Origin of the sequence: Acinetobacter sp. (assembly GCF_036666595.1) — a bacterium.
Taxonomy (GTDB): Bacteria; Pseudomonadota; Gammaproteobacteria; order Pseudomonadales; family Moraxellaceae; genus Acinetobacter.
Genome location: NZ_JAVWVO010000007.1, coordinates 87555 through 109032, shown reverse-complemented (window position 1 = coordinate 109032; position 21478 = coordinate 87555). Strand labels below are relative to the sequence as shown.

Annotated in this window: 21 protein-coding genes; 6 read left to right on the top strand and 15 right to left on the bottom strand. The window is 44.0% G+C overall.

The window, feature by feature from the left end; genetic code table 11:
- Positions 1–35 precede the first annotated feature (35 nt).
- The 5 genes from RR876_RS10725 to RR876_RS10705 all read right to left on the bottom strand — a co-directional run bounded on the left by RR876_RS10725 (position 36) and on the right by RR876_RS10705 (position 4379).
- On the bottom strand, positions 36–674 hold the full coding sequence (locus tag RR876_RS10725; protein ID WP_332476298.1) for a glutathione S-transferase family protein: 639 nt from the start codon (positions 672–674) through the stop codon (positions 36–38).
- A gap of 17 nt (positions 675–691) precedes the next feature.
- Positions 692–2518, bottom strand: a complete 1827-nt coding sequence (dsbD, locus tag RR876_RS10720; RefSeq protein ID WP_332476297.1) for a protein-disulfide reductase DsbD — start codon at positions 2516–2518, stop codon at positions 692–694.
- Positions 2519–2537: 19 nt separating this feature from the next.
- Positions 2538–3308, bottom strand: a complete 771-nt coding sequence (locus tag RR876_RS10715; RefSeq protein WP_332476296.1) for a transporter — start codon at positions 3306–3308, stop codon at positions 2538–2540.
- A gap of 14 nt (positions 3309–3322) precedes the next feature.
- The gene (locus RR876_RS10710) at positions 3323–3865 is read right to left on the bottom strand and encodes a hypothetical protein (RefSeq protein WP_004978318.1); all 543 of its coding nucleotides are present in this window, start codon (positions 3863–3865) and stop codon (positions 3323–3325) included.
- 139 nt (positions 3866–4004) lie between these two features.
- The gene (locus tag RR876_RS10705; protein WP_004691760.1) at positions 4005–4379 is read right to left on the bottom strand and encodes an HPF/RaiA family ribosome-associated protein; all 375 of its coding nucleotides are present in this window, start codon (positions 4377–4379) and stop codon (positions 4005–4007) included.
- 690 nt (positions 4380–5069) lie between these two features.
- Between RR876_RS10705 and RR876_RS10700 the strand changes: the two genes are divergently transcribed.
- Positions 5070–5801, top strand: coding sequence for an outer membrane protein OmpK (locus RR876_RS10700; RefSeq protein ID WP_148825311.1), 732 nt, complete (start codon positions 5070–5072; stop codon positions 5799–5801).
- 49 nt (positions 5802–5850) lie between these two features.
- Complete coding sequence (locus RR876_RS10695) at positions 5851–6405, top strand: N-acetyltransferase family protein (RefSeq protein ID WP_332476294.1); 555 nt, start codon at positions 5851–5853, stop codon at positions 6403–6405.
- Here RR876_RS10695 and RR876_RS10690 read toward each other — a convergent pair.
- On the bottom strand, positions 6394–6900 hold the full coding sequence (locus tag RR876_RS10690) for a DUF1877 family protein (protein ID WP_332476293.1): 507 nt from the start codon (positions 6898–6900) through the stop codon (positions 6394–6396). The genes RR876_RS10695 and RR876_RS10690 overlap by 12 nt on opposite strands.
- Positions 6901–7096: 196 nt before the next feature.
- On the opposite strand from RR876_RS10690, the gene RR876_RS10685 reads away from it, so the two are divergent.
- A complete protein-coding gene (locus RR876_RS10685) occupies positions 7097–7819 on the top strand; it encodes a hypothetical protein (protein ID WP_332476292.1) in 723 nt (240 codons plus the stop codon).
- A gap of 73 nt (positions 7820–7892) precedes the next feature.
- Here RR876_RS10685 and urtE read toward each other — a convergent pair whose 3' ends face one another.
- From urtE to RR876_RS10650, 7 genes are all read right to left on the bottom strand, one after another.
- Positions 7893–8591 (bottom strand): urea ABC transporter ATP-binding subunit UrtE, encoded by a 699-nt coding sequence (gene urtE / locus RR876_RS10680; RefSeq protein ID WP_332476291.1) that lies wholly within the window; start codon positions 8589–8591, stop codon positions 7893–7895.
- A gap of 10 nt (positions 8592–8601) precedes the next feature.
- Positions 8602–9420: an urea ABC transporter ATP-binding protein UrtD gene (urtD, locus tag RR876_RS10675; RefSeq protein ID WP_004691767.1), complete on the bottom strand. Its 819-nt coding sequence runs from the start codon at positions 9418–9420 to the stop codon at positions 8602–8604.
- Positions 9417–10490 carry an urea ABC transporter permease subunit UrtC gene (gene urtC / locus RR876_RS10670; RefSeq protein WP_218288646.1) on the bottom strand — a complete coding sequence of 358 codons (1074 nt, stop codon included), beginning with the start codon at positions 10488–10490 and terminating at the stop codon, positions 9417–9419. Before urtC ends, urtD begins: the two co-directional genes overlap by 4 nt.
- A gap of 4 nt (positions 10491–10494) precedes the next feature.
- Positions 10495–12126: an urea ABC transporter permease subunit UrtB gene (gene urtB, locus RR876_RS10665; RefSeq protein WP_332476290.1), complete on the bottom strand. Its 1632-nt coding sequence runs from the start codon at positions 12124–12126 to the stop codon at positions 10495–10497.
- Positions 12127–12222: 96 nt separating this feature from the next.
- Positions 12223–13503 carry an urea ABC transporter substrate-binding protein gene (gene urtA / locus RR876_RS10660; RefSeq protein WP_332476289.1) on the bottom strand — a complete coding sequence of 427 codons (1281 nt, stop codon included), beginning with the start codon at positions 13501–13503 and terminating at the stop codon, positions 12223–12225.
- A 376-nt stretch (positions 13504–13879) separates the two neighbouring features.
- Positions 13880–15760, bottom strand: a complete 1881-nt coding sequence (gene parE / locus RR876_RS10655; RefSeq protein ID WP_004978337.1) for a DNA topoisomerase IV subunit B — start codon at positions 15758–15760, stop codon at positions 13880–13882.
- 14 nt (positions 15761–15774) lie between these two features.
- Positions 15775–16350 (bottom strand): YqiA/YcfP family alpha/beta fold hydrolase, encoded by a 576-nt coding sequence (locus RR876_RS10650; RefSeq protein WP_332476481.1) that lies wholly within the window; start codon positions 16348–16350, stop codon positions 15775–15777.
- Between the two features lie 240 nt (positions 16351–16590).
- On the opposite strand from RR876_RS10650, the gene RR876_RS10645 reads away from it, so the two are divergent.
- A complete protein-coding gene (locus tag RR876_RS10645; protein WP_062031880.1) occupies positions 16591–17922 on the top strand; it encodes a hypothetical protein in 1332 nt (443 codons plus the stop codon).
- A 57-nt stretch (positions 17923–17979) separates the two neighbouring features.
- Here RR876_RS10645 and RR876_RS10640 read toward each other — a convergent pair whose 3' ends face one another.
- Positions 17980–18495 carry a disulfide bond formation protein B gene (locus tag RR876_RS10640; protein WP_058870537.1) on the bottom strand — a complete coding sequence of 172 codons (516 nt, stop codon included), beginning with the start codon at positions 18493–18495 and terminating at the stop codon, positions 17980–17982.
- Positions 18496–18514: 19 nt separating this feature from the next.
- Positions 18515–20092 (bottom strand): glutamate--cysteine ligase, encoded by a 1578-nt coding sequence (gene gshA / locus RR876_RS10635; protein WP_332476288.1) that lies wholly within the window; start codon positions 20090–20092, stop codon positions 18515–18517.
- Between the two features lie 225 nt (positions 20093–20317).
- On the opposite strand from gshA, the gene RR876_RS10630 reads away from it, so the two are divergent.
- Positions 20318–20857, top strand: a complete 540-nt coding sequence (locus tag RR876_RS10630; protein ID WP_114837386.1) for a DUF924 family protein — start codon at positions 20318–20320, stop codon at positions 20855–20857.
- A gap of 38 nt (positions 20858–20895) precedes the next feature.
- Positions 20896–21465, top strand: coding sequence for a hypothetical protein (locus tag RR876_RS10625; RefSeq protein ID WP_058951504.1), 570 nt, complete (start codon positions 20896–20898; stop codon positions 21463–21465).
- Positions 21466–21478 lie beyond the last annotated feature (13 nt).

Sequence of the window (21478 nt, the reverse complement as noted above, 5' to 3'; positions counted from 1 at the left end):
GCTGCATGTGCCGACACACAGCACATTTCACCCAACTAAACTGCTTCTGCTCGTGCCGCATCGACCCATTGTGTAACCGCAGGATGCTGCATAATGTGTTGCATATACTGTTGGCTGTGTTCAGATACAGGCAGTGCATAACTCTTGAAACGCATCACTACAGGGGCATAGAAGGCATCGGCTATAGAAAAATCACCAAATAAAAAGGTCTGCTCATCTGTATGCTGTGCCCAAATTTGTTCAATTCGTTCGACATCTGCTCTTAATTCTGCATGCTGCGCCCACAGAGCTTGCCCCTCAGCTATGCTGTACTGCGCTTGAATATGCATTGGGCACAATTGGCGTAACGCCATAAAACTACTGTGCATCTCACAACTGATACTACGTGCTTGTGCTCTCAAATGAGCCAGTTTAGGCCACAGGGCTAAATCTGGATTTTGCTCGGCCAAATATTCACAGATGGCTAAAGAGTCCCAAATTTTAAATTCACCCACGTCCAATACGGGCACTTTAGCATTGGCATGAATGTGGGAAAGTTGCTGCTTAAAGGTCGGGGCTTCTGCATCAAAGCGAATGAGGATTTCTTCAAAATCGATGTTAAATGCAGTCAATACCAACCATGCTCGCATCGACCAACTGGAGTAATTTTTATTGGCAATATATAAACGTTGCATACCCGCTCTCCTTCAGGTTAAAAACGTTGTAATTGAGCTAGCAGCTCAGCCTCAGTAAATGCACCGGTTAAACGTAAACCACGAATTTCTTGTTGCGAGGCATCTAAGAATAAATAGGTCGGTGGTCCTAAAATATCCCACTGGTTTAAAAGCACTTGATGGGTTGCATCGTAATGGCTCAAATCCAATTTAATCAAATAATACGGCGCAAGCGCTTGCTGTACCATTGCCGATTTTAATATACGGTGTTCAATCGGCTGACAAGCAACACACCAATCCGCATAGACATCGATAATGATTTTTTGCCCTTTTGGTGCTTGTGCCAAAAGCTGCTTAAACTCCGCTGCCGTCGTTGCCACATGCCAACGCGCAGATGCAGCCACAGGTGCTTCAAAGAAACGCTGACTCTGCTGATATTGGCTATAAGCAATGTAAGTCCCGCCAATAACTAAAGCCACAATGTACAGCATACGCAACTGGGTTTTATGCCACATCAAACGATACAATACATAGATAATAAAGCTTAAACCCAGCAGCAGACTCAGTGCTTGCATCCATGTTTCAGAAAGCAAAGGACGCACAAAATACAGCGCCAAAGCCAACATAATAAAAGCAAAGAATACCCGAACCTGATTCATCCACAGCCCAGCACGAGGCAATACCTTAGCGCCCAGTACGCTTGCCAGTAACAGTGGTGTACCCATACCAAACCCTAAGGTGAACAACAAAATGGCCCCTTGCCACTGACTTTGTGTCTGCGAAATAAATAGTAAAGCACCTGCCAAAGGCGCCGTCATACACGGTCCAACCAACAGCGCAGAGATCATGCCCATAATGGCAGCGCTGATCAGGCTTCCACCCTTTTGCATAGACTGGATATGATCAAGTTTATTCACCACGGCTTGTGGCAGCTTAAGTTCAAACAACCCAAATAGATTGAGCGCGAATAAAACAAAAAGAATGCTAAAAGCAATCAGAGTGGATGGCTGTTGTAACCAACGCTGGAAGTTCAAACCTGCAGATGAGGCCACCAAGCCCAAAATGGCATAGACCATGGCCATACTGCACACAAAGACCAAGGCAATCATCCATGCTTTCAGGCCTTTGCTATCGCGAATAATTAAAGAGGTTAAAATCGGCAACATCGGTAAAGAACACGGCGTAAACGCGAGTAATATCCCGAGGCCAAAGAACAGTAATAAACCATAAGCCAATGAGCTTTTGGCTAACTCTTCAGACCAAATTTGGTCTTGCGCAGCAATCGCATCGGAAGCTGTTGCGGCGGGTTCAGCAGAGACTGTGGGGTTGATAGGCTCAAATTGTGGATTCGACTGCGCGGCTAAATCTAGCAGTCGTTTTGAGCCACCTGCTTGGTCTTGTAGACTGACCAAACCGTTGACATCGGTTTTAAACTCAATGCTTTGCGGCGGATAGCAAATACGATCTTTGGCACAGCCTTGCCAAGTCACCTTATAAGTTTGTGAAGCCTGTGTGTCTAAGTCAAATTGCACTTGTTGATAATAAACTTGGGTGTGTCCATAGTTTTCATCATACAGATCATGCGCAGGAGGTAGCTCAAGCTTGAGCGGCTGACCTGCCTGTTGTACTTCAAATTTGTGCTGATACAGATAATACTGCTCAGGGATATTCCAGTGCAGTTGAGCCGTATGCTCAGTCGTGGATTCCACTGTAAATGGAAAAGCATCTTCAGCTGAAAGGAGTGGGGTTTCTGCATGAACGTTTAGGATACTGGCCCAGATACACAGATTGATGATCAATACTGACAGCGCCAGATACCACGTTTTGCCGCTCATCCCCTGTTTCAGATGAAGATGCTTTTTCATAATATGTTCTTTTTTCTAATTAAAATAAGTATGAGATGCCAAGGCCTGAGTAATAACTTTTATCTGCACCATTTAAGTCAACACCAACACTTGCGTCCAACTGCATCCGATTATTCACCGCATACATGACACCTGTACCGAGCGCATATTCATTGTCTTGACTTTCTGCTTTACGGTAAACCAATTCAGAGAAACCACTGAGTTTATCGGTAAATTGGTACTCTAAAGTTGGAATTGCAGAAATGGCCCAATCACTATTTTGCACTTCATAACGCATGGTGATGGATGTCGACACGAGATCGCTATAATCGTATGCCACCACAGATGACAGGCTATAAATATCATCTTCATTGGTGAAACCATCATTACCTGTGGCAATAATCGCTTCAGCCAGTACCGCCATACTCAGGCGCTCATCATCCAAGGGAATCGCCGCTTTCACCCCGACACTGACATCACCCAAGCCATCTGTTTCAGACTTGTGGCCGGCCACTTTCACTTGTTGCCAAGAAGGTCCAGCCCAACCCAATTGCAATTCGATGTTTTCAGCTAAACCTGTGCGCAATAACATATCTGCATTTAAGCTGGTGGTTTTGACTTTTTCACCATCAACCGTAGTCGATTCAGCATAGTGCGCATTGGCCAAGCCCTGCTCCCAAGCCAACTGTCCCACAGGCGTAATCCCTGTCCCTATACCCGAACCCGGACGGTCAAAAGAAAAATCTGCGGCCATCGCATTCATACTGAACCCAGCGGCTACACATAAACCTAAATGTTTTAATTGCATCATGATGATCTCGCTGTTTAAGCTAATTCTTTTGTCATTTTTGCGCCATGCTGACGAAGCAACTCTAAGGTTTGCTTTTCTTCAGCCAATGCTTCGGCCCAATTAATTTCGTCAAACTCACAATCAAAGAATAAATCGCTAATTGAAGATAAAATGGTTAAACCATCTTCATCTTTGGTGTTTGGATCGACTTTTTCGTCCAATAAACGTTTGACCGCGGGCGCACATGCAGCACTTGCCGCATCCCAAAGTGGGCCATAAATTTCTTCTGTATCCCACAAATGCAAGTTTGCTTTGCCATGAATCAGTTGTTCTAAAATATCTAAATGTACCGCTAGAGTCTGTTGTTTTTCTTGTTCTGACAGTGGTGCACCTGCTTCATACGCTTCGCAAATCGCTTCCCACCATTTGAATAAGCCATCTGACCAAACAGAAATCACAGGTCCTTTTTCAGGATCGATAAAATTGAGACTTAACCCATCGGTCAATAGACGTTGAACTTGTTGAAGATCTAATTCTTCAAGTGCTTGCACGAAAGCTTGTTGTTGCGCGGTTAACATGGAGATGACGCTCTTCAATTCAGTTTATTCTATTATGCCGAATAAACGGGACATTTGTTATCCGTAATGTTGGATAAAAGTGAGTGCCCAGCATTAAAAAAGCCCCTGATTGAGGGGCTTTTTTTAAATTCAGTGAGGTTTAATCTTCCTCATCATCAACTAGGCCATCATCCTGATCTGCATATACAGGTTGGCCAGCACGTGGTTTATCATTTTTTTCAAAGGTATGTTCTAAACTACGTTTAAGGCGATCGATCGCGCCATGAATCGCGGTATCAACATTATGACCTTTATGATTTACAACCACGGGTTTTAAACCTGCAGGACGCGCTTCAATCATACATTGAATGTCGTCATCTCCGCCTTTATGGCTATTGGCATCACTTAGATGCACTGAAAAGTGGGTAATGCGCTCACTGTGACGTTGAAATTCTTGATTCAGCTCTTCGCGTATATAACTAATTAAACGGTCACTATTTTGAATGTTTTTATCTGTACGGATTTCTATGTTCATAAAATAACATCCTCTCTCTTTCTTTATTCGACTCTTTTTTTGTACGAAGATTTTTATCTCTTGGCACACTTGTAACTTACTGTTTTAACAGTATTCGACCATCTTCAATTGCTTTGGAATGTGACCTCCATCGATTGAATGATGAACACTTTTGAGTCTGCAGATCTGTGTCCTTCTCCTTTGAATATCGGGCCTAACTGAAAATTATGCAAGTGATATTTTTAAAAAAATATGAAAAGGATACTTATTGTGACAAGCCCTTACTTGCATGGCCAAAAACAGATAGATTTGATTCCATCTTCTCGCTATTGAGGTGACTTCATTGGCTAGAATGAACAAAAAAATCTAATGATTATGACAACTTCAATTACGGCAGGAATGACTGCAAGCATCGATCATTCATTCTTTGCAAACATCCCCAAATAAGTGCAAATCCTGTTCTATTCTAGGATTTTCCCGAGCTGTATCATGTCGATATTGCTAAATTTATTATTCAATCACCTAACATTTTTTCCAAGAAGGTCCATATCAAATTAAGTGTCATGCCTGAAAGGCAACATTAAACCATTTGGTAAAAAAAGTATAAAAAATGGCTCATTTTGATATCTATTTTCCATGACATTCGTCAAATTTGGCTTTATTTTTGCTTAATAATCGGTATCCTGTATCCGATTTTTTGGGGAAATATTCATGAAACTGACTCAAATTGCTGCTTTCGTAGCATTATCTTCTGCTGCGGCAATCTCTCAAGCTGCGCCGATTTGGCAAGACTTTAGCTTCACTGGTTTATATGGTGAAAACTACAAATCACCATTTGTGACTCAAGACGAAAAGCTTGAGCAAACAACCATTACTGCAGAATACGCAGCGGGTTTCAAATATGGTGATTTCTTCGCTTTTGCTGACCGTACCAACAACGATGCTGATGGCAATGAAACTTACTTTGAAGTTGCGCCACGTTTCAGCTTAGGTGCGATGACAGGAACTAAACTTGAGCTTGGCCCAGTTAAAGACGTGTTAGTTGCAACCACTTGGGAAGGCGGTGAAGGTTTCAACAACTACCTCTATGGTATTGGTTTTGCCTTAAACGTGCCATATACACAGTATGCAAATATCAACTTCTACAAAGCAGATAACGACCTGACTGATGATGATTATCAAATGACCATCACCTATGCAGTACCGTTCAAACTTGGTTCTGAAGACTTTTTAGTTGATGCCTTCCTTGACTGGTCAACTGCTGAAGATGACCATGCAAGTGAGTTAAACTGGACTAGTCAGTACAAATGGAATGTAGGTAAACACATTTCTCCAGATACACGCCTTTACGTGGGTATCGAGCACTCAGTTTGGAATAACAAATACGGCTATAAAGGCGTTGACCAAAATGACGTAAGTGCGTTAATCAAATACCACTTCTAATTCACTTTTGTGAATATCCAAAAGCAAGACTTCTGTCTTGCTTTTTTTTATGCAAAAGCAGCATGATAACCCTCCCAACGCATACAACCTTGCCTTCATGTCTTTTCTCATTCGTCCAGCCACTGAACACGATCTGCCCGAGATCCAAAACATTTATAATGCAGAAGTCTTATATGGTATGGCCACTTGGAATGAACATGCCTATGATCTAGCGCATTTCCAAAAACAGCTACAACACTTTCAACAGAATCAATTTCCATTTTGCGTGGTGGAAGACCAAGAAATGCAGGCCATTGCAGGCTTTGCAGACTATGCTACTTTCCGTAATTTTTCAGGCTATCGGTATACCGTTGAGCACTCGATTTATATTTCACCCAACTATGCCCGTCAGGGCTTAGGTCAACAGCTTTTAGCCTATTTGATTGAACAAGCAAAAATGCAGCAAATGCATGTCATGGTTGCAGGGATTGACCATGCCAATCTGGCTTCAATTGCTTTACATCAAAAATTTGGATTTGTACAAACTGGCTATATGCCCCAAGTCGGACAGAAGTTTGGGCAATGGCGTGATCTGGTGTTGATGCAACTGCTGCTAAATCAGTGAGGTCGGGACTAAATTATCACTGGTGACGCTGATCACGGCATACGTATGCTTGGCCGCATGTTCATAAAAATTTCTGAGCTGAGCAAAGATTAAACTCAACTCGGCAAATTGCAATTCAATCGATTCGGTCTGGATGCCATGTTCCTGCTCTAAGCGTTTCAAACATGTGGTTTGCATATGTTTTTTAAAGTCATCGATATCCAGTTTTTCTAAAGCCTCTTGAACTTCAACCACACGCACCGCGGTGTTATAACGTACCTCTGTAAGTTGTTTTTGGCGCTCTGCCAAGTGATGCTCGGCTTGCACACTCAAAGCCAGTAATGAAGTGCCAGACTTAAAACTGCCTTGTAATAAGGTCTGTAAGATTTTCCAGTTTTTACCTAAAAGCAGATGCGACTCGATGTGCTCCGAATTCAGCACATCATCAACAGAAATCGATTCTAAAATCAACGTTTCCAAAGCATTGGGCGGAATACTTAATAATAATGTGTCCATATGGCTGCTCTTATTGTTGTTGCTTTCCATTAGCTTAACGCGTCTAAAAGCACACTGCTCAAACAATTTGTATGAGTAATTTTTCAGTTTCCATTATCCCTCTATCTTGAATAATTATGAGCCCCTAAAGATTGTCCCTTTACTTCGAATAGCTCCCTATGTTTTATTCAAAGCATAACGAAAATGGGATCAAATCATGCTTAAGTATCCATTCTTGATTGGACTTTTGACTGTAAGCACACTCGCTTCAGCAGATGGCACCTTTGAACAAGAACTTCGCCAAGGTTGTGCTAAAGTCAAAACCTCTGCCAACTCTGGTAAGAAATTTTATGATCAAAAACAATATCAAAAAGCGTTAGAACAATTTCAGTATCAGGCGACGTGGTCTTCTTTTTGTTTAATGAATCAACCCGAAAGCAGTGTATCTCTCACTGAACGTGATGTCGAAATTGCCAACAACAATGTCGGTTTAAGTTATAGCAAGTTGGGGAAACCACTTTGGGCCAGAGCATGGTTTTTGCGTGATGCTGAGTCGAAATCCAGTCAATTTAATTTAAAGCAACTGCCACCCCCTAAACAGTCAGCAACACTGGCAGGTAAATATGTGCAGTATGCAGGCTTTGGGCAGTGGAATCAGATTAAGGTAAAACCACTTAAGAATGTATATCAAATTGAATTTAATGGTCTTTATATGGGACTACGCAGTCTCATCTACGGACCCAATATTGGCGAATTTGAAACCACAATGCCGCTCAATCGAACTCAAGTTCAATATCAGGTCGACGACTGTAAAATTAATTTAAAGTTCGCCTTTGATCCCAAAATGGGACACACCATCCGTGTCAGCGAAACCAATAGCATGAGCTGTGGTTTTGGGCACAATGTTTCGGCAGACGGTTTATTTCTAAAAGTAGACTAAGATCGCGATACAATATTCAATATTTTCATCATTATCCCCCTCTCCCTTTGGAAGAGGAGGAGAATAAAAAAGCTTAAATCGCTACCAATTCTCGAATACCTTTTGCAGGCATTTCACAACCTGCACCTTGCGCAATCACTTGTCCACGGGCCATGACGGTATATGCATCGGCCAGCTCCTCGGCAAAATCATAAAACTGCTCGACCAAAACCATCGCCATGTCGCCGCCATCCGCCAGTTTACGAATCACTCGGCCAATGTCTTTGATAATAGAAGGTTGAATGCCTTCTGTAGGCTCATCCAAAATTAACACCCGAGGCTCTGATGCTAGGGCACGGGCAATCGCCAGTTGCTGCTGCTGCCCCCCTGATAAATCCCCACCTCGGCGGTGCTTCATTTCATCTAAAATTGGGAAAATTTCATACAAATGCTCAGGCACTTTTCGAGTTTTCGCCCCCTTAAACTTGGCCATGCCAATCAGGATATTTTCTTCGACAGTTATGGTTGAAAAAATATCACGCCCTTGCGGCACATAAGCCAAACCTGCACGCACGCGTTGCTCGGGACTCATTTTCGAGATGTCCTGACCATCAAGTAGAATCTGTCCGGACTTGATCGGTAAAATCCCCATTAAACATTTCAGTAAAGTGGTTTTCCCAACGCCATTACGCCCCAGCACCACGGAGCACTCTCCCACAGGGGCCTGAAATGAAACATCTCTTAAAATATGACTGCCACCGTAAAACTGATTGACGTCTTTGACTTCTAACATGGTCGGCTCCTTAACGTCCTAAGTACTTCTCAATCACATCTTCATTGGCCTGTACCTCGGCCAATGTACCTTCGGCTAAGATCGCCCCTTGAGCCAATACCGTCACCTTCTCACTGATGGTGTCGATAAAGCTCATGTCATGTTCAACCACCACCAAGGTGTGATTTTTCTTTAACTCTAAACATAGCTCAGCGGTTCGTTCCGTTTCGGCATCAGTCATACCGGCCACGGGTTCATCGAGTAGAATCAGCTTAGGACGTTGCATAAGCAACATGCCGATTTCCAACCATTGCTTTTGTCCATGTGACAATAGTCCCGCAGGTTTGTGTACCCATTCTTCTAGGCGAATTTGCGCTAAGGACTCGTCCAAAGCCAGCTGTGCATCTGGGTCAAGTTTACTAAAAAAGCTTTTCTTCACCCGCTTATCTTTGGGTGCAGCAAGTAGTAAGTTTTCCATCACGCTAAAGTTTTCAAACACCGTTGGTTTTTGAAATTTACGCCCAATGCCTGCTTCCGCAATTTGCTCGGTACTCATCTTGGCCAAATCATAGTTTTGCCCAAAAAAAGCCGAGCCTTCTGTCGGTCGGGTTTTTCCCGTAATCACATCCATTAGTGTGGTTTTACCTGCCCCATTGGGCCCAATGATGCAGCGTAGCTCCCCTTCTTGGATGTATAGCGATAAATCATTTAAGGCACGAAAAGCATCAAACCAAACACTAACTTTTTCCAAGTACAGTGCAATCCCATGACTGAAGTCGGCACCTTGTTCTTTGGGACGTCCATAGCCGTCTGAAGCATGGCCACCATGAGGTTGAATTAGCTCACTCATTCGCTACGCTCCTTTTTAAAACGGTCAAACAGACCAATGACACCTTTGGGTAAGAAAATGGTGACCACAATAAATAAAGCACCCAAGATCAATAACCATGCTTCTGGATAAGCCACAGTGAAATAGGTTTTCACACCATTAATTAACCCTGCACCTAGAATTGGGCCAATCAAAGTCCCACGCCCACCCGCAGCTACCCACACCGCCATTTCAATCGAATTGACGGGGTTCATTTCACTCGGGTTAATAATCCCAGCCTGAGGCACATACAATGCTCCTGCAATACCTGCAATCACTGCGGACAGCACCCATGCAGAGAGCTTGTACCACAACGTACGGTAACCCAAGTACTGCAAGCGGTTTTCACTGTCCCGAATTGCGCCCAGCACACGACCGTAGGGTTTATTCATGAGATGACGCAAACCCACAAAGCACAGCATCAACACCAAAGCCGTTAAGGAACATAAGGTGGCACGCATAGGAGCAGAAGTGATGTCCATGCCTAAAATAGTCTTAAAGCCTGTAAACCCATTGTTTCCGCCAAAGCCTGTTTCATTGCGGAAAAATAACAGTGCCGCAGCAAATGTCATGGCCTGCGTAATAATTGAGAAATACACGCCTTTAATTTTGGAGCGAAAGGCAAAGAAACCAAAGATGAAGGCTACCATACCGGGAACCAATACCACCAAGGCCAAAGCCCATAAGAAATGGTTGCTGCCCACCCAATACCACGGTAGTTCAGTCCAGCTTAAAAAACGCATAAAGTCAGGCAGACTGTCACCCGCTGTCTGGCGCATCAGATACATACCAAACGCGTAGCCACCAAGGGCAAAGTACAAGCCATGGCCTAGGCTTAAAATTCCTGCATAACCCCAAACCAAGTCCAGCGCCAAAGCCACCAGAGCCAAGCACATGATTTTGCCAATCAAGGTGACCCAATACGCAGAGAGATGAAAGGCTGAATCTACCGGTAGCAAATGTAACCAAGGCAGGATCAACATCACTGCAAAGCAGACCGCAATAGCGAGCGCACTATAAGGTTTATCAGAAAATAAAGAATTGATTTTCATGCGCTTACTCCACAAAACGACCTTTGATGGCAAACAAACCTTGTGGACGTTTTTGAATAAACAAAATCACAAGAACCAGTAGAATAATTTTTGCAAGAACAGCCCCCATCCCGATTTCAAGGACCGTACCGCTGATCCCTAAACCAAGCGCCGCCAGTACCGCTCCCCAAACTTGTCCTACACCACCCACCACAACGACCAAGAAAGCATCGATAATATAGTTCTGACCCAAATCAGGCCCAACATTGCCCACTTGCGCTAAGGCACAGCCCGCTAGACCAGCCAGCCCAGAACCCAGCCCAAAGGCCAACATATCGATACGGCTAGAGCGGATACCGACAGCACGTGCCATTTGACGGTTTTGTGTCACTGCACGAACAAACAGACCAAAGCGGGTTTTATTGAGCAGGTAAACCAACAGCAGTAGCACCGCAACCGTAAACACAATAATGGCAATTCGGTTATACGGCAGCATCAAACTTGGACTCAGCGCAACCCCACCCGATAACCAAGAAATATTCGAGACTTCAACATTTTGCGCGCCAAAAATCATCCGCACCAATTGCATCAAAATCAGACTGACCCCAAAAGTGGCCAACAAGGTTTCAAGCTGACGACCGTACAGTGGACGAATCACTGTCCGTTCAATCAACATGCCAATTAAGGCGCTCACCAAAAAGGCTGCGGGAATGGCAGCAATCAAATACCAATCGACATAACTGCCTAAATAAGTCTTAAACAGGCTTTGCACCACATAGGTGGTATAGGCCCCAATCATAATCAACTCACCATGTGCCATATTAATCACACCAAGCAGGCCATAAGTGATGGCCAAACCGAGCGCTGCTAGCAGTAAAATGCTGGCTGTACTGAAACCTGAAAACACATGCCCTGCCCATTCACTGGCTTGGATGCGGGTTTTAATCTGACTTTTGGCATCTACCAACACTGCTTTGAGTTCTGGGTTCAAATTTGATTGAGTTAAAGCCTGCTCAACCAGTGCCAGCACATCGGGACGGTTAGAATCAGTAAGGACTTTAGCAGCCTGAATTTGGACTAAAACATCTGGACTTTCAAAGTCGAGGCGCGCTTTGAGCTGTGCCAAGCGCTGTTTAACTTTATTATTTTGTTCATGCAGATAGAGCTGATTAATCTGCGCAACATTCAGTTCAGACAGATTATTTTCTAAAATATCAATGGCTGCTAAACGTTGGGCAGATTCTTCAGATTTTAATTTGGCCTGTGCCTGCCCAAAGTTTAAGGCTTTACGTAAGGTGTTGACCAAAGTTACCTGAGACAAATCCCCCGGCCAAGTTTCAATCACTTGCTCATCGGGATAACGCAATAATTTTTCATTATTTTTTAAAATATACGTCATGCCTGTACTGTCTCGATACAGCTCATCATTGTCGATCAGTGCCACCAATCGATCAAATTCTTCAATCGTCCCCGGCCATTGGTTGAGCATGGTACGGCGCTCAGCAAACTCAGCTTTGACAAAACGTTGAATCGTATCATTCGATGCTGATAGGCTTTGGGTCTGAGCAGAAAGTTGAGCCTCTTCAGCACAAATACTGCTACTCACGAGCTGTGCCATTGCGCACAGCAGTGCGGCACAAAAAAATTTAAGATTCATAATATGACTTCCTTAAGCTTGCTTAAAACATCCCACATCGGGATGTGCTTACTGAAAAGCCCACAGCGATCGCAGCAGGCTCAACGCTTAAGAAAATTATTTAGGAATGTACGGACTCCAAGGTTCCGCCTTAATCACTTTTGGTGTTTTATAGACCACGTCAAACTGACCATCACCACGAATTTCACCAATCATCACAGGTTTTTGTAGATGATGATTTTCAGCATCCATTTTTAAGGTATAGCCTGATGGTGCTTTGAACTCTTGGCCTGCCATCGCAACGCGAACTTTATCAACATCGGTGCTGCCTGCTTTTTCAACCGCTTGTTTCCACATATTGATGCCCACATAGGTGGCTTCCATCGGATCATTGGTCACGATTTTGTCAGCATTCGGCAGCTTATACTGCACCGCATACTGCTTCATTTTATTGACAAATTCGGTGTTGGTCGGATTTTTCACCGACATGAAATAGTTCCATGCAGCCAAATGTCCAACCAATGGTTTGGTATCAATACCACGGAGTTCTTCTTCACCCACAGAGAAGGCCATGACAGGAATATCTGAAGCTTTAATGCCTTGGTTACCCAGCTCACGATAGAATGGCACGTTAGAATCACCATTGATGGTTGAAATGACCGCGGTTTTCTTACCTGCAGCAAATTTCTTCACATTACCAACAATGGTTTGATAGTTACTATGACCGAAGGGGGTGTACTCTTCCATGATGTCCGCATCGGCCACACCTTTGGACTTCAAGAACGCACGTAAAATTTTATTGGTGGTGCGTGGGTAGACATAATCCGTACCGAGTAGAACAAAACGCTCTGCTTTACCGCCCTCTTCGCTCATCAAATATTCCACCGCAGGAATCGCCTGTTGGTTCGGTGCGGCTCCTGTATAGAAAATATTTTTCGACTGTTCCTGCCCCTCATACTGCACGGGATAGAACAATAAACCATTCAACTCTTCTACCACAGGTAACACTGACTTACGCGATACCGATGTCCATGAACCAAAAATCACTGCGACTTTGTCTTGGGTAATGAGTTGACGAGCTTTTTCAGCAAATAAAGGCCAATCAGATGCTGGATCGACCACTACAGGTTCTAACTTTTTACCCAGCACCCCACCATTGGCATTAATTTCATTGATGGTCATCAATGCCGTATCTTTGAGTGAGGTTTCAGAAATTGCCATGGTGCCTGAAAGAGAGTGCAAAATTCCAACTTTGATGGTGTCACCACTGCTCACTGCTGCTGGCTCAGACGTTGCTGTTTCCGCTTTCTCCGCAGGTTTTGAACAACCTGTCAAAGCAATAGTCCCCATCATTGCAGTTGCAAGGAATGTTTTAGTGAGTAATTTTTGTTGGAACATCTTGATTTTCTCCAAACTTGAAACTTAGGGTGCATTTTGCAATGCATGATTGTTATTCGCGCTATGAGTGCCAATTCAATTTCTATGCCAAGCTGGGTTTTACGATGTGAAAATCATTGTAAAGTTTTTAATTATTTTAATATTTATCAATGATTTATTAATTTCTAAATGCACTGTATTTTAGATAGATTTGCGCCCAGATGACTGCTTTTCTGCATACAAACTTGTATACATCATTTGTTCCAAATCAATTCATTTCGCCTAATTCAGTCGATTGATCTGAAAAATTGTGCACAGATTAAGCGCAATTTTGTTGCTCATCTGCGCATCAAAAAGCCCGCAATGTGCGGGCTTTTTATTTTGTCCTTAACCGTACTTAAACCACCAACTCGGCCAAATTACCTTTCTGTTCCAACCATTCTTTACGGTCACTCGAACGTTTTTTTGCCAGCAATTTATCCAATAAACCTGCGGTGAAGTGACTATCATCCAAATCTAACTGCACCAAACGGCGTGTGTTTGGATCCAATGTGGTTTCACGCAATTGGCTGGCATTCATTTCACCCAAACCTTTAAATCGAGTAATTTGTGGGTTCTTGGTTTTGCATTTTTTCAACATGCTTTCAAGCTCGTCATCGTCCAAGGCATAGTGCACATCTTTTGCATCATCAATTCGATACAGTGGTGGCATCGCCACATATAGATGCCCTTCTTCAACCAAGATCGGAAAATGTTTCACAAACAAAGCACACAGCAACGTCGCAATATGTAGACCATCCGAGTCAGCATCGGCCAAAATACAAATCTTGCCATAACGTAATTCGGATAAATCATCCGACCCCGGATCGACCCCGATCGCAATGGCAATGTTATGCACTTCTTGCGAAGCCAAGACTTCATCGGAAGAGACTTCCCAAGTATTTAAGATTTTTCCACGAATGGGCATGATGGCTTGGAAGTTTTTATCACGCGCCTGCTTGGCTGAACCGCCCGCAGAATCTCCTTCCACAATGAACAGTTCAGACTCTTCTAAGGTATGCCCAACGCAGTCTGACAGTTTGCCGGGTAACGTCGGCCCTGCCACAATTTTCTTACGTTCAACCTTTTTCGCAGCTTTCAGACGACGACCCGCTTTTGAGATCGCCATTTCAGCCAACTGCATGGCAATATCGGAGTTTTGGTTCAACCACAGTGCAAAAGCATCTTTGGCAATGTTCTGGACAATGCCTGACGCTTCACGGCTGGATAAACGCTCTTTGGTTTGGCCTGAAAACTGTGGCTCTTGGAACTTCAACGATAAAATATAGTTCACACCATCCCAGACATCTTCAGCCGATAGCTTCATATTGCGTGGCAGCAAATTACGCAGTTCACAAAACTCGCGCATCGCATCGGTCACACCTGAACGTAGACCATTCACATGGGTACCACCCTGCGCAGTGGGAATCAAGTTCACATAACTTTCTTGGACCAACTCGCCGCCATCGACATTCCAACAAATGGCAAATTCGGCACTGGCACGCTCAGCATCTCCTGTTGCCACAAAAGCTGGATGAGGCAGAATCTCACGATCCTCAATTTCATCCATCAAATAATCGACGAGGCCATTTTCAAACTGCCAAACAATTTTTTCGTCATTGATTTGGTCGACATAATTGATTTGCAAACCTGCCGCCAAAACTGCTTTGGCTTTTAAGTTGTGCTTCAGCGCTTTCAGAGCAAATTTCGGTGAATCAAAATATTTAGCTTCAGGCCAAAAGTGAACGGTGGTTCCTGTCGCACGCTTCGGAGCTTTACCTTCTAATACCACCAAGGGTGCAGTCGGTTCACCGTGCTCAAACGCCATTTGGTAGAGGTTGCCTTGACGCTGAACTTCTACTTCAACTCGGCTAGATAAGGCATTCACCACGGAAATGCCTACGCCATGCAAACCACCTGAAAACTGGTAGTTGTCGGTACTGAATTTACCACCTGCATGCAGTTTGGTCAGGATGATCTCGATCCCGCTTTGACCGTATTCGGGGTGAATATCGACAGGCATACCGCGACCATTGTCTTCGACTGAGAGCGAACCATCTTTATAAACGGTGACGGTAATTTTGTTGGCATGGCCAGCCAGTGCCTCATCGACTGCATTATCAATAACCTCTTGCGCCAAATGGTTTGGGCGTGTGGTATCGGTATACATGCCGGGACGACGACGTACCGGATCTAAACCAGATAATACTTCAAGCGATTGAGCCGTATATTGAGACACGTTGTACTGTTTCCTTATTTTAAGCAGTCCGATAAAAACTGTAATGCCATCGGTATTTTGTCTGCGAAATCTTCCATCGCATGATTGCCTTGCGTTTCCGAGATCACGAGCGCTGCGCCATTATAATAGCGCTGTGCTTCACGATAATCCAAAACTTCATCGCCTTGTTGCAATAACACTAAAATTTTGTCTGCATCTTGCACAAATGGCAGCTCAATCTGTTCTAAATAGTCCAATTGTGCATCATCGAGTGTCCAATGTTGATTGACTCTATAGGGCAGTTGCGTCGCACCAAATAGATCTCGGAACAAGTGCCATGGTTGCATAGCCGGATTGATCAGCACAGCCGGTATTGCCAACTTCGCGACCAGTTGTGTCGCATAAAACCCACCTAAGCTACTGCCCACCAGCACCACCTGATCCAACTCCTGAATCAAGGCGGCCAATTTTTCTAAGGCCAAATGTGGCGGCATGTTCAAGTCTGGCAAATGCACGTGCCACTGTGGACGAGATTCGCAATAGCGTTTCAGCAATTGACCTTTAATCGATAAAGAACTGCTTTGAAAGCCATGTAAATAAATAATATTCATGCTGTACATTTACTCTTCTACATCATTTTTATTGAACTCAAAAGAGATGGCATCAGCCGACTGTATTATTTTGTATGGATATAAAAATTGTCAGACAAAATAATAAGCTCATCTGTGTATTCATCGCTATTGTAAAAGTTGTTCGAGATGAATTAGATAAGCTAGAGTGCTAAGAATTTATACCGTGATCGTTGAAAAAAATAAAGTCCCTTTGGACACAGAAACACAAGGGTAGAAAAAATGCCAAGTTTAACGCCTCTGCACGAGACCTATTGTAAATGGGATCGTACTCCTCCCAGCCAAGCCGATCTGCTTGAAGGGATTGCTCAGTTGGTGACAACCCGCTTAGGCGATGTCGTCCACGATTTAATTCAGGCCATTCAGCGTGAAATTTTAATCAGTTTATTTGGGATGAATGAAACCAGTTCCAAGAAGTTTCTGTCGACACGGTCAATTGAAAAAATTTACCAATTTTCCTTCAATACCCTGCAAAACTACGGTAGCTATTTATTGGCGCCAAGTTTGCGTCATATCATTGAAAAATTTCCGAATTTGCATCGCAAACCCTTAACCCCAACCATGCATTATTTAGTCGGTGCAATCAACGGCGTTTTGGGCGACTATTTACTGAAATATCACAACCCTGTGGCGCTACCGATGGTGTTTTATGATCATTACGGTGCCATCCAGCAAGGCGAGTTGTCTGGTCGCGTGGTGATTATGGTCCATGGTCTATGCATGAACCATTTGTACTGGAGCACGGCGCGTTATGGCGGTATAGGGGAAAAACTGCTGGCGCAACGTGCACAAAATACCATGCTATATCTCAACTACAACACGGGTCGTCGTATTTCAGCCAATGGGCGTAGCTTTGCCAACTCATTACAAGACTTACTCAACCGTAACCCACGCATTAGCTCGATTGATCTGATTGGACACAGTATGGGTGGACTGGTTTCACGCAGTGCGCTGTTCTACGGCAAACAAAATATGCAAAGCTGGATTCATGTGGTGGAAAACATGGTTTGTATTGGTTCTCCCCATCATGGTGCGGCTTTAGAACGTTTTGGCTTTCATTTGCAGGACAAACTGGGACGTTTCCCTTTTGTCAAAATTATTGGGCATATCGTCAACATTCGCAGCAACGGTATTTTAGACTTACGTCATGGCAGTGTGCGGGATGATGACTGGGAACATAATGAAGCGCGCATTGGTCATGTCGATGACAACCGTAAGCCAGCCCCCTTGCCCTCTCATATCAATACCTTCTTGGTGGCAGGTACCATTGAGTTTGAACATCGCAAATATCGTGCGCTCAATGTGATTGGGGATTATTTGGTCAGTGTGAAAAGTGCCTTAGGCGAGCATATGAATCCGCGCTTTCAACTGAAAGTCCCCGATTCACATAAAGCCATTTTCTACGGCTTAAACCATTTTGAGCTACACACCCATGCTAGTGTTGCCGAACAAATCGTAAATTGGTTCTATCCAAATCCAACTGAAACGGAATATGGTCAAGTGCATGAATATATGATCGGGTTGGATGACTTAGAGGGCATTGCGCTCACCTAGGCCCCCTCATTCACCTCATAAAAAAAGCCAACATCACGTTGGCTTTTTTTATCTTTATTATTTTTTCTTCGCGTGGCTTGGATATTTACGCAACAATTGCCACAGACTAATCAACGCCAATGCCACAAAAAACACCAAAGACCACACAGGTAAAGACTGACCCAAGAAAGTCCAATCTACCAGTGCACATTCACCTGAACCTGTTAAAACTTGCTCAAACACAGCACGCAGCGGCAACGTGTCTAACCAATAATCCAAGCCTGGGCCACAGCTCGGCACTTGATCAGGCGGTAAGCTCTGTAACCACACGTGACGTGCTGCCACACCTGCCGACCATAAGATCGATAGGCTGCCTAAAAATGCATAAAAGCGTTTAAAACCATTCGATGCAGGGTTATGCAAAAAAGCAATCAGCGAAATAATCCCCAGTCCAATCAGTCCCACACGTTGGAACACACAGAGTGGACATGGGTTTAACTGTAGCGGGCCGTGCTCTAAATACAAGGCAAAGGCCATCCCGATGATACTGGCTAAAACCAAAACACCACTCACGAAGCGATAACTCCATTGCATGGTCAATCCTCTTAATTTTTTATCTAAATTGTGCAAGGTACTGTTCAAAACTCAGTTGACTGTCTTGCTCTAATTGCTGTTGTTGTTGCAGTGATTGCGTGGCTAAATTGTCAAAATAAGCCCATGTCTCTGCACTCAACTGATGACGCTCATAACTCGATGCATGTTGTGCAGCCATTTGGCTACCAAAGCCCCATGTCCCACCCGCTTCCAGAGTATCTTCGATCATCTGCGCCGACAAAGTATCATCAACTTCAGCGACTCTCTGTTGCATGACTGTCATCGCTTTACTATAGAGTGTCGTGTCATAGCACTGATCTAACAACACAACCAGTTCTTGCATCGCCTCTAAATGAGACTGACTCCATGCTTCAATCGGGAATGACTGCTCACCCACAGCAATTGCAGCATTCGGTGCGCGACCACGATTGACCACTTCCGCTTGGTTTTTCTCGATTTGATCTTGCTCTTCTGCTAATAAGTCTGGGCTATCCAGCAGTAAGCAATACAGCGCCAACACTTCTAAGAAACCTGCGGTATCTTCATTGATCCCAATCGGGCTATACGGGTTCACATCCACCGCACGCAGTTCTACATAACCGACGCCACGATTGCTCAGCGCTTGGGACGGAGTTTCACCTGCTTGCGGTACTTGCTTTGGCCGCACCAAACTGTAGTACTCATTTTCAATTTGTAGGACATGATCATTAATTTGAATCGGTTCGCCCTGCGCATCGTTGAGGCCTAAGCGACTAAACGGCGCATAAGCCGTTTTGACTGCTTTTTGTAGGCCTTCGAGATAACCATCGATATTGTTGTAATGAATACCGAGCTGCTTTTGTGCTGAGTTTTGATAACCAAAACGTCCCATCCGCAAAGCAGTCGCATACGGTAAATACAAGGTACCGCGCAGCAATGGCAACAGATGATGTTCGCGCCCTGTCATAAAACACTGGCAGACCGATGGGCTTGCCCCGACCAAAAACATGACCAACGGTGTAAGGCGAATAAAGTTGCGGATCAAACCAAAATAGCGGTGACTACGATAGTCTTGCGCAGATAAGGCTTTTAGTGCTTCATCTGTTTCATGTTGTTGTAATTGTTCAAACAGTTGATCAGGAAAAGATAAGTTATAGTGTAAACCTGAAATGGTTTGCATACGGCGACCATAACGTACCCCTAAACCATGACGGTACAAGGTCTTGAACTTCCCAATATTTGAGCTGCCATATTGGGCTAAGCGGATTTTATCGTCATTGTCATCCAACATACATGGCATCGACAGCGGCCAGAGCTTTTCACCATGTTCCAGATGACGATGCGCCACGCTATGAATGTCTTTTAAATAATGCAACGCCTCAGTAATGCTGGGCTGGGGTGGCGTAATAAATTCTAATAAAGCTTCTGAATAATCCGTCGTGATATGCGGATGAGTCAGCGCAGAACCCAAAGCTTGCGGATGATCGGCTTGTGATAAAAAACCATCACTTTGCATACGCAGACTTTCACGCTCAATCCCGCGTAACATCCCTTGCAAAAGTGATGAATTGACCCAAGTCGGTAACACAGCTGTAGATTTAGATGCGGGTTGACCCATTACAATCTCACTTTTTGGAAGAAACAATTACAACGACGAATAAAATAAAATCATCAGTTTATATCAGTATAACGTGATTTTAATTCGGCACATTACACCCAGTCCTATTTTCAAGTAAACCATCTGTTCTATTTTTTCGGAAAATATTTATCACAAAGTTACGCTATTAGACATGTCAAAAGTGTGATTGTATTGAAGAATAAATGCTAAAGAATTGTAAACTTTATGAATTATCAAGAAATTTTAGATTTTTGGTTCGATCCCAAAAACCAAAGCTGGTGGTTTAGCCAAAATGATGCGTTCGATGCACTCATCGAAGAAAAATTTAAGACAATTCATCAACAAGCGGCGCATGCTGAGCTATGGTCTTGGCGCAGTAGTGCTGAAGGGCGTTTGGCTGAAATTATTGTGCTCGACCAACTGTCGAGAAACCTGTATCGCAACAGTCCTTTGGCCTTTGCTCAGGATGCCTTGGCCTTGGCTTTAGCACAAGAAGCCATCACGCTAAAACTGGATGCAGCACTGCCACCCATACAACGCAGTTTTTTATATATGCCCTTTATGCATAGTGAATCGAAACTTATTCATCAATATGCTTTAAAATTGTTCGAAGACTTAGGCAATCCGATTAACCTCGATTTTGAACAGCGTCACAAAGTGATTATCGATCGTTTTGGACGCTATCCGCATCGGAACCAAGTCCTTGGCCGCAACTCAAGCCAAGAAGAACTGGATTTTTTGACTCAGCCCAACAGCCATTTTTAACTGTTCGGCTTCTCCCTCTGTGCTAAGGAGTCTATCTCATGAAGAAAATTTTAATCGCCTGTGCACTGGCGACGGGTCTGAGTTTAGTAGGCTGTGCCTCTACCCCCTCAAAGCCCTTAACCTTCGACCAGTTAGGTCGGTTTAGTAATACGCCTTTAAACACCTCGACTTATCGCATCAGTTTCCAAGCGCGTCCAAATATGAGCTATGGCACGGCTGAAGAAATCACCCTGGTCAAAGCCGCGCAAACCACAGTGCAAAATGGTTATCGCTTCTTTAAAGTACTGAATGACCCGAGCAACCAAAACCAACCACCAAGGCAAGCCGTGGTGTACTCAAACCCAATGCCTTATTACCCATATGGTTATTATTCTCGTCATCCAGCCTTTTGGCCTGACCCGTTCTATGATGTACCACGTGTAGTCGACATTGACCCCGTGCAAGTGTCATACAGCATTCAATGCTTTAAAGACCAAAAATCGGCACCAAGCGATGCCTTTGATGCCACGCTGATTTTAAAATCACTGGGTGGAAAATACGGTTTAAGTCCAACCGGTGAAGTCCTCCCGCCGCCCGAACCAAGCAGTCCCGCGTCGACCAGCAAATAAAGCATAGAGCCTG

What these genes read in the sequence shown, in the direction of transcription:
- RR876_RS10725 (WP_332476298.1), bottom strand. Translation starts at nt 674, where the DNA reads ATGCAACGTTTATATATTGCCAATAAAAATTACTCCAGTTGGTCGATG.
- dsbD (WP_332476297.1), bottom strand. Translation starts at nt 2,518, where the DNA reads ATGAAAAAGCATCTTCATCTGAAACAGGGGATGAGCGGCAAAACGTGG.
- RR876_RS10715 (WP_332476296.1), bottom strand. Translation starts at nt 3,308, where the DNA reads ATGATGCAATTAAAACATTTAGGTTTATGTGTAGCCGCTGGGTTCAGT.
- RR876_RS10710 (WP_004978318.1), bottom strand. Translation starts at nt 3,865, where the DNA reads ATGTTAACCGCGCAACAACAAGCTTTCGTGCAAGCACTTGAAGAATTA.
- RR876_RS10705 (WP_004691760.1), bottom strand. Translation starts at nt 4,379, where the DNA reads ATGAACATAGAAATCCGTACAGATAAAAACATTCAAAATAGTGACCGT.
- RR876_RS10700 (WP_148825311.1), top strand. Translation starts at nt 5,070, where the DNA reads ATGAAACTGACTCAAATTGCTGCTTTCGTAGCATTATCTTCTGCTGCG.
- RR876_RS10695 (WP_332476294.1), top strand. Translation starts at nt 5,851, where the DNA reads ATGCAAAAGCAGCATGATAACCCTCCCAACGCATACAACCTTGCCTTC.
- RR876_RS10690 (WP_332476293.1), bottom strand. Translation starts at nt 6,900, where the DNA reads ATGGACACATTATTATTAAGTATTCCGCCCAATGCTTTGGAAACGTTG.
- RR876_RS10685 (WP_332476292.1), top strand. Translation starts at nt 7,097, where the DNA reads ATGCTTAAGTATCCATTCTTGATTGGACTTTTGACTGTAAGCACACTC.
- urtE (WP_332476291.1), bottom strand. Translation starts at nt 8,591, where the DNA reads ATGTTAGAAGTCAAAGACGTCAATCAGTTTTACGGTGGCAGTCATATT.
- urtD (WP_004691767.1), bottom strand. Translation starts at nt 9,420, where the DNA reads ATGAGTGAGCTAATTCAACCTCATGGTGGCCATGCTTCAGACGGCTAT.
- urtC (WP_218288646.1), bottom strand. Translation starts at nt 10,490, where the DNA reads ATGAAAATCAATTCTTTATTTTCTGATAAACCTTATAGTGCGCTCGCT.
- urtB (WP_332476290.1), bottom strand. Translation starts at nt 12,126, where the DNA reads ATGAATCTTAAATTTTTTTGTGCCGCACTGCTGTGCGCAATGGCACAG.
- urtA (WP_332476289.1), bottom strand. Translation starts at nt 13,503, where the DNA reads ATGTTCCAACAAAAATTACTCACTAAAACATTCCTTGCAACTGCAATG.
- RR876_RS10650 (WP_332476481.1), bottom strand. Translation starts at nt 16,350, where the DNA reads ATGAATATTATTTATTTACATGGCTTTCAAAGCAGTTCTTTATCGATT.
- RR876_RS10645 (WP_062031880.1), top strand. Translation starts at nt 16,591, where the DNA reads ATGCCAAGTTTAACGCCTCTGCACGAGACCTATTGTAAATGGGATCGT.
- RR876_RS10640 (WP_058870537.1), bottom strand. Translation starts at nt 18,495, where the DNA reads ATGCAATGGAGTTATCGCTTCGTGAGTGGTGTTTTGGTTTTAGCCAGT.
- gshA (WP_332476288.1), bottom strand. Translation starts at nt 20,092, where the DNA reads ATGGGTCAACCCGCATCTAAATCTACAGCTGTGTTACCGACTTGGGTC.
- RR876_RS10630 (WP_114837386.1), top strand. Translation starts at nt 20,318, where the DNA reads ATGAATTATCAAGAAATTTTAGATTTTTGGTTCGATCCCAAAAACCAA.
- RR876_RS10625 (WP_058951504.1), top strand. Translation starts at nt 20,896, where the DNA reads ATGAAGAAAATTTTAATCGCCTGTGCACTGGCGACGGGTCTGAGTTTA.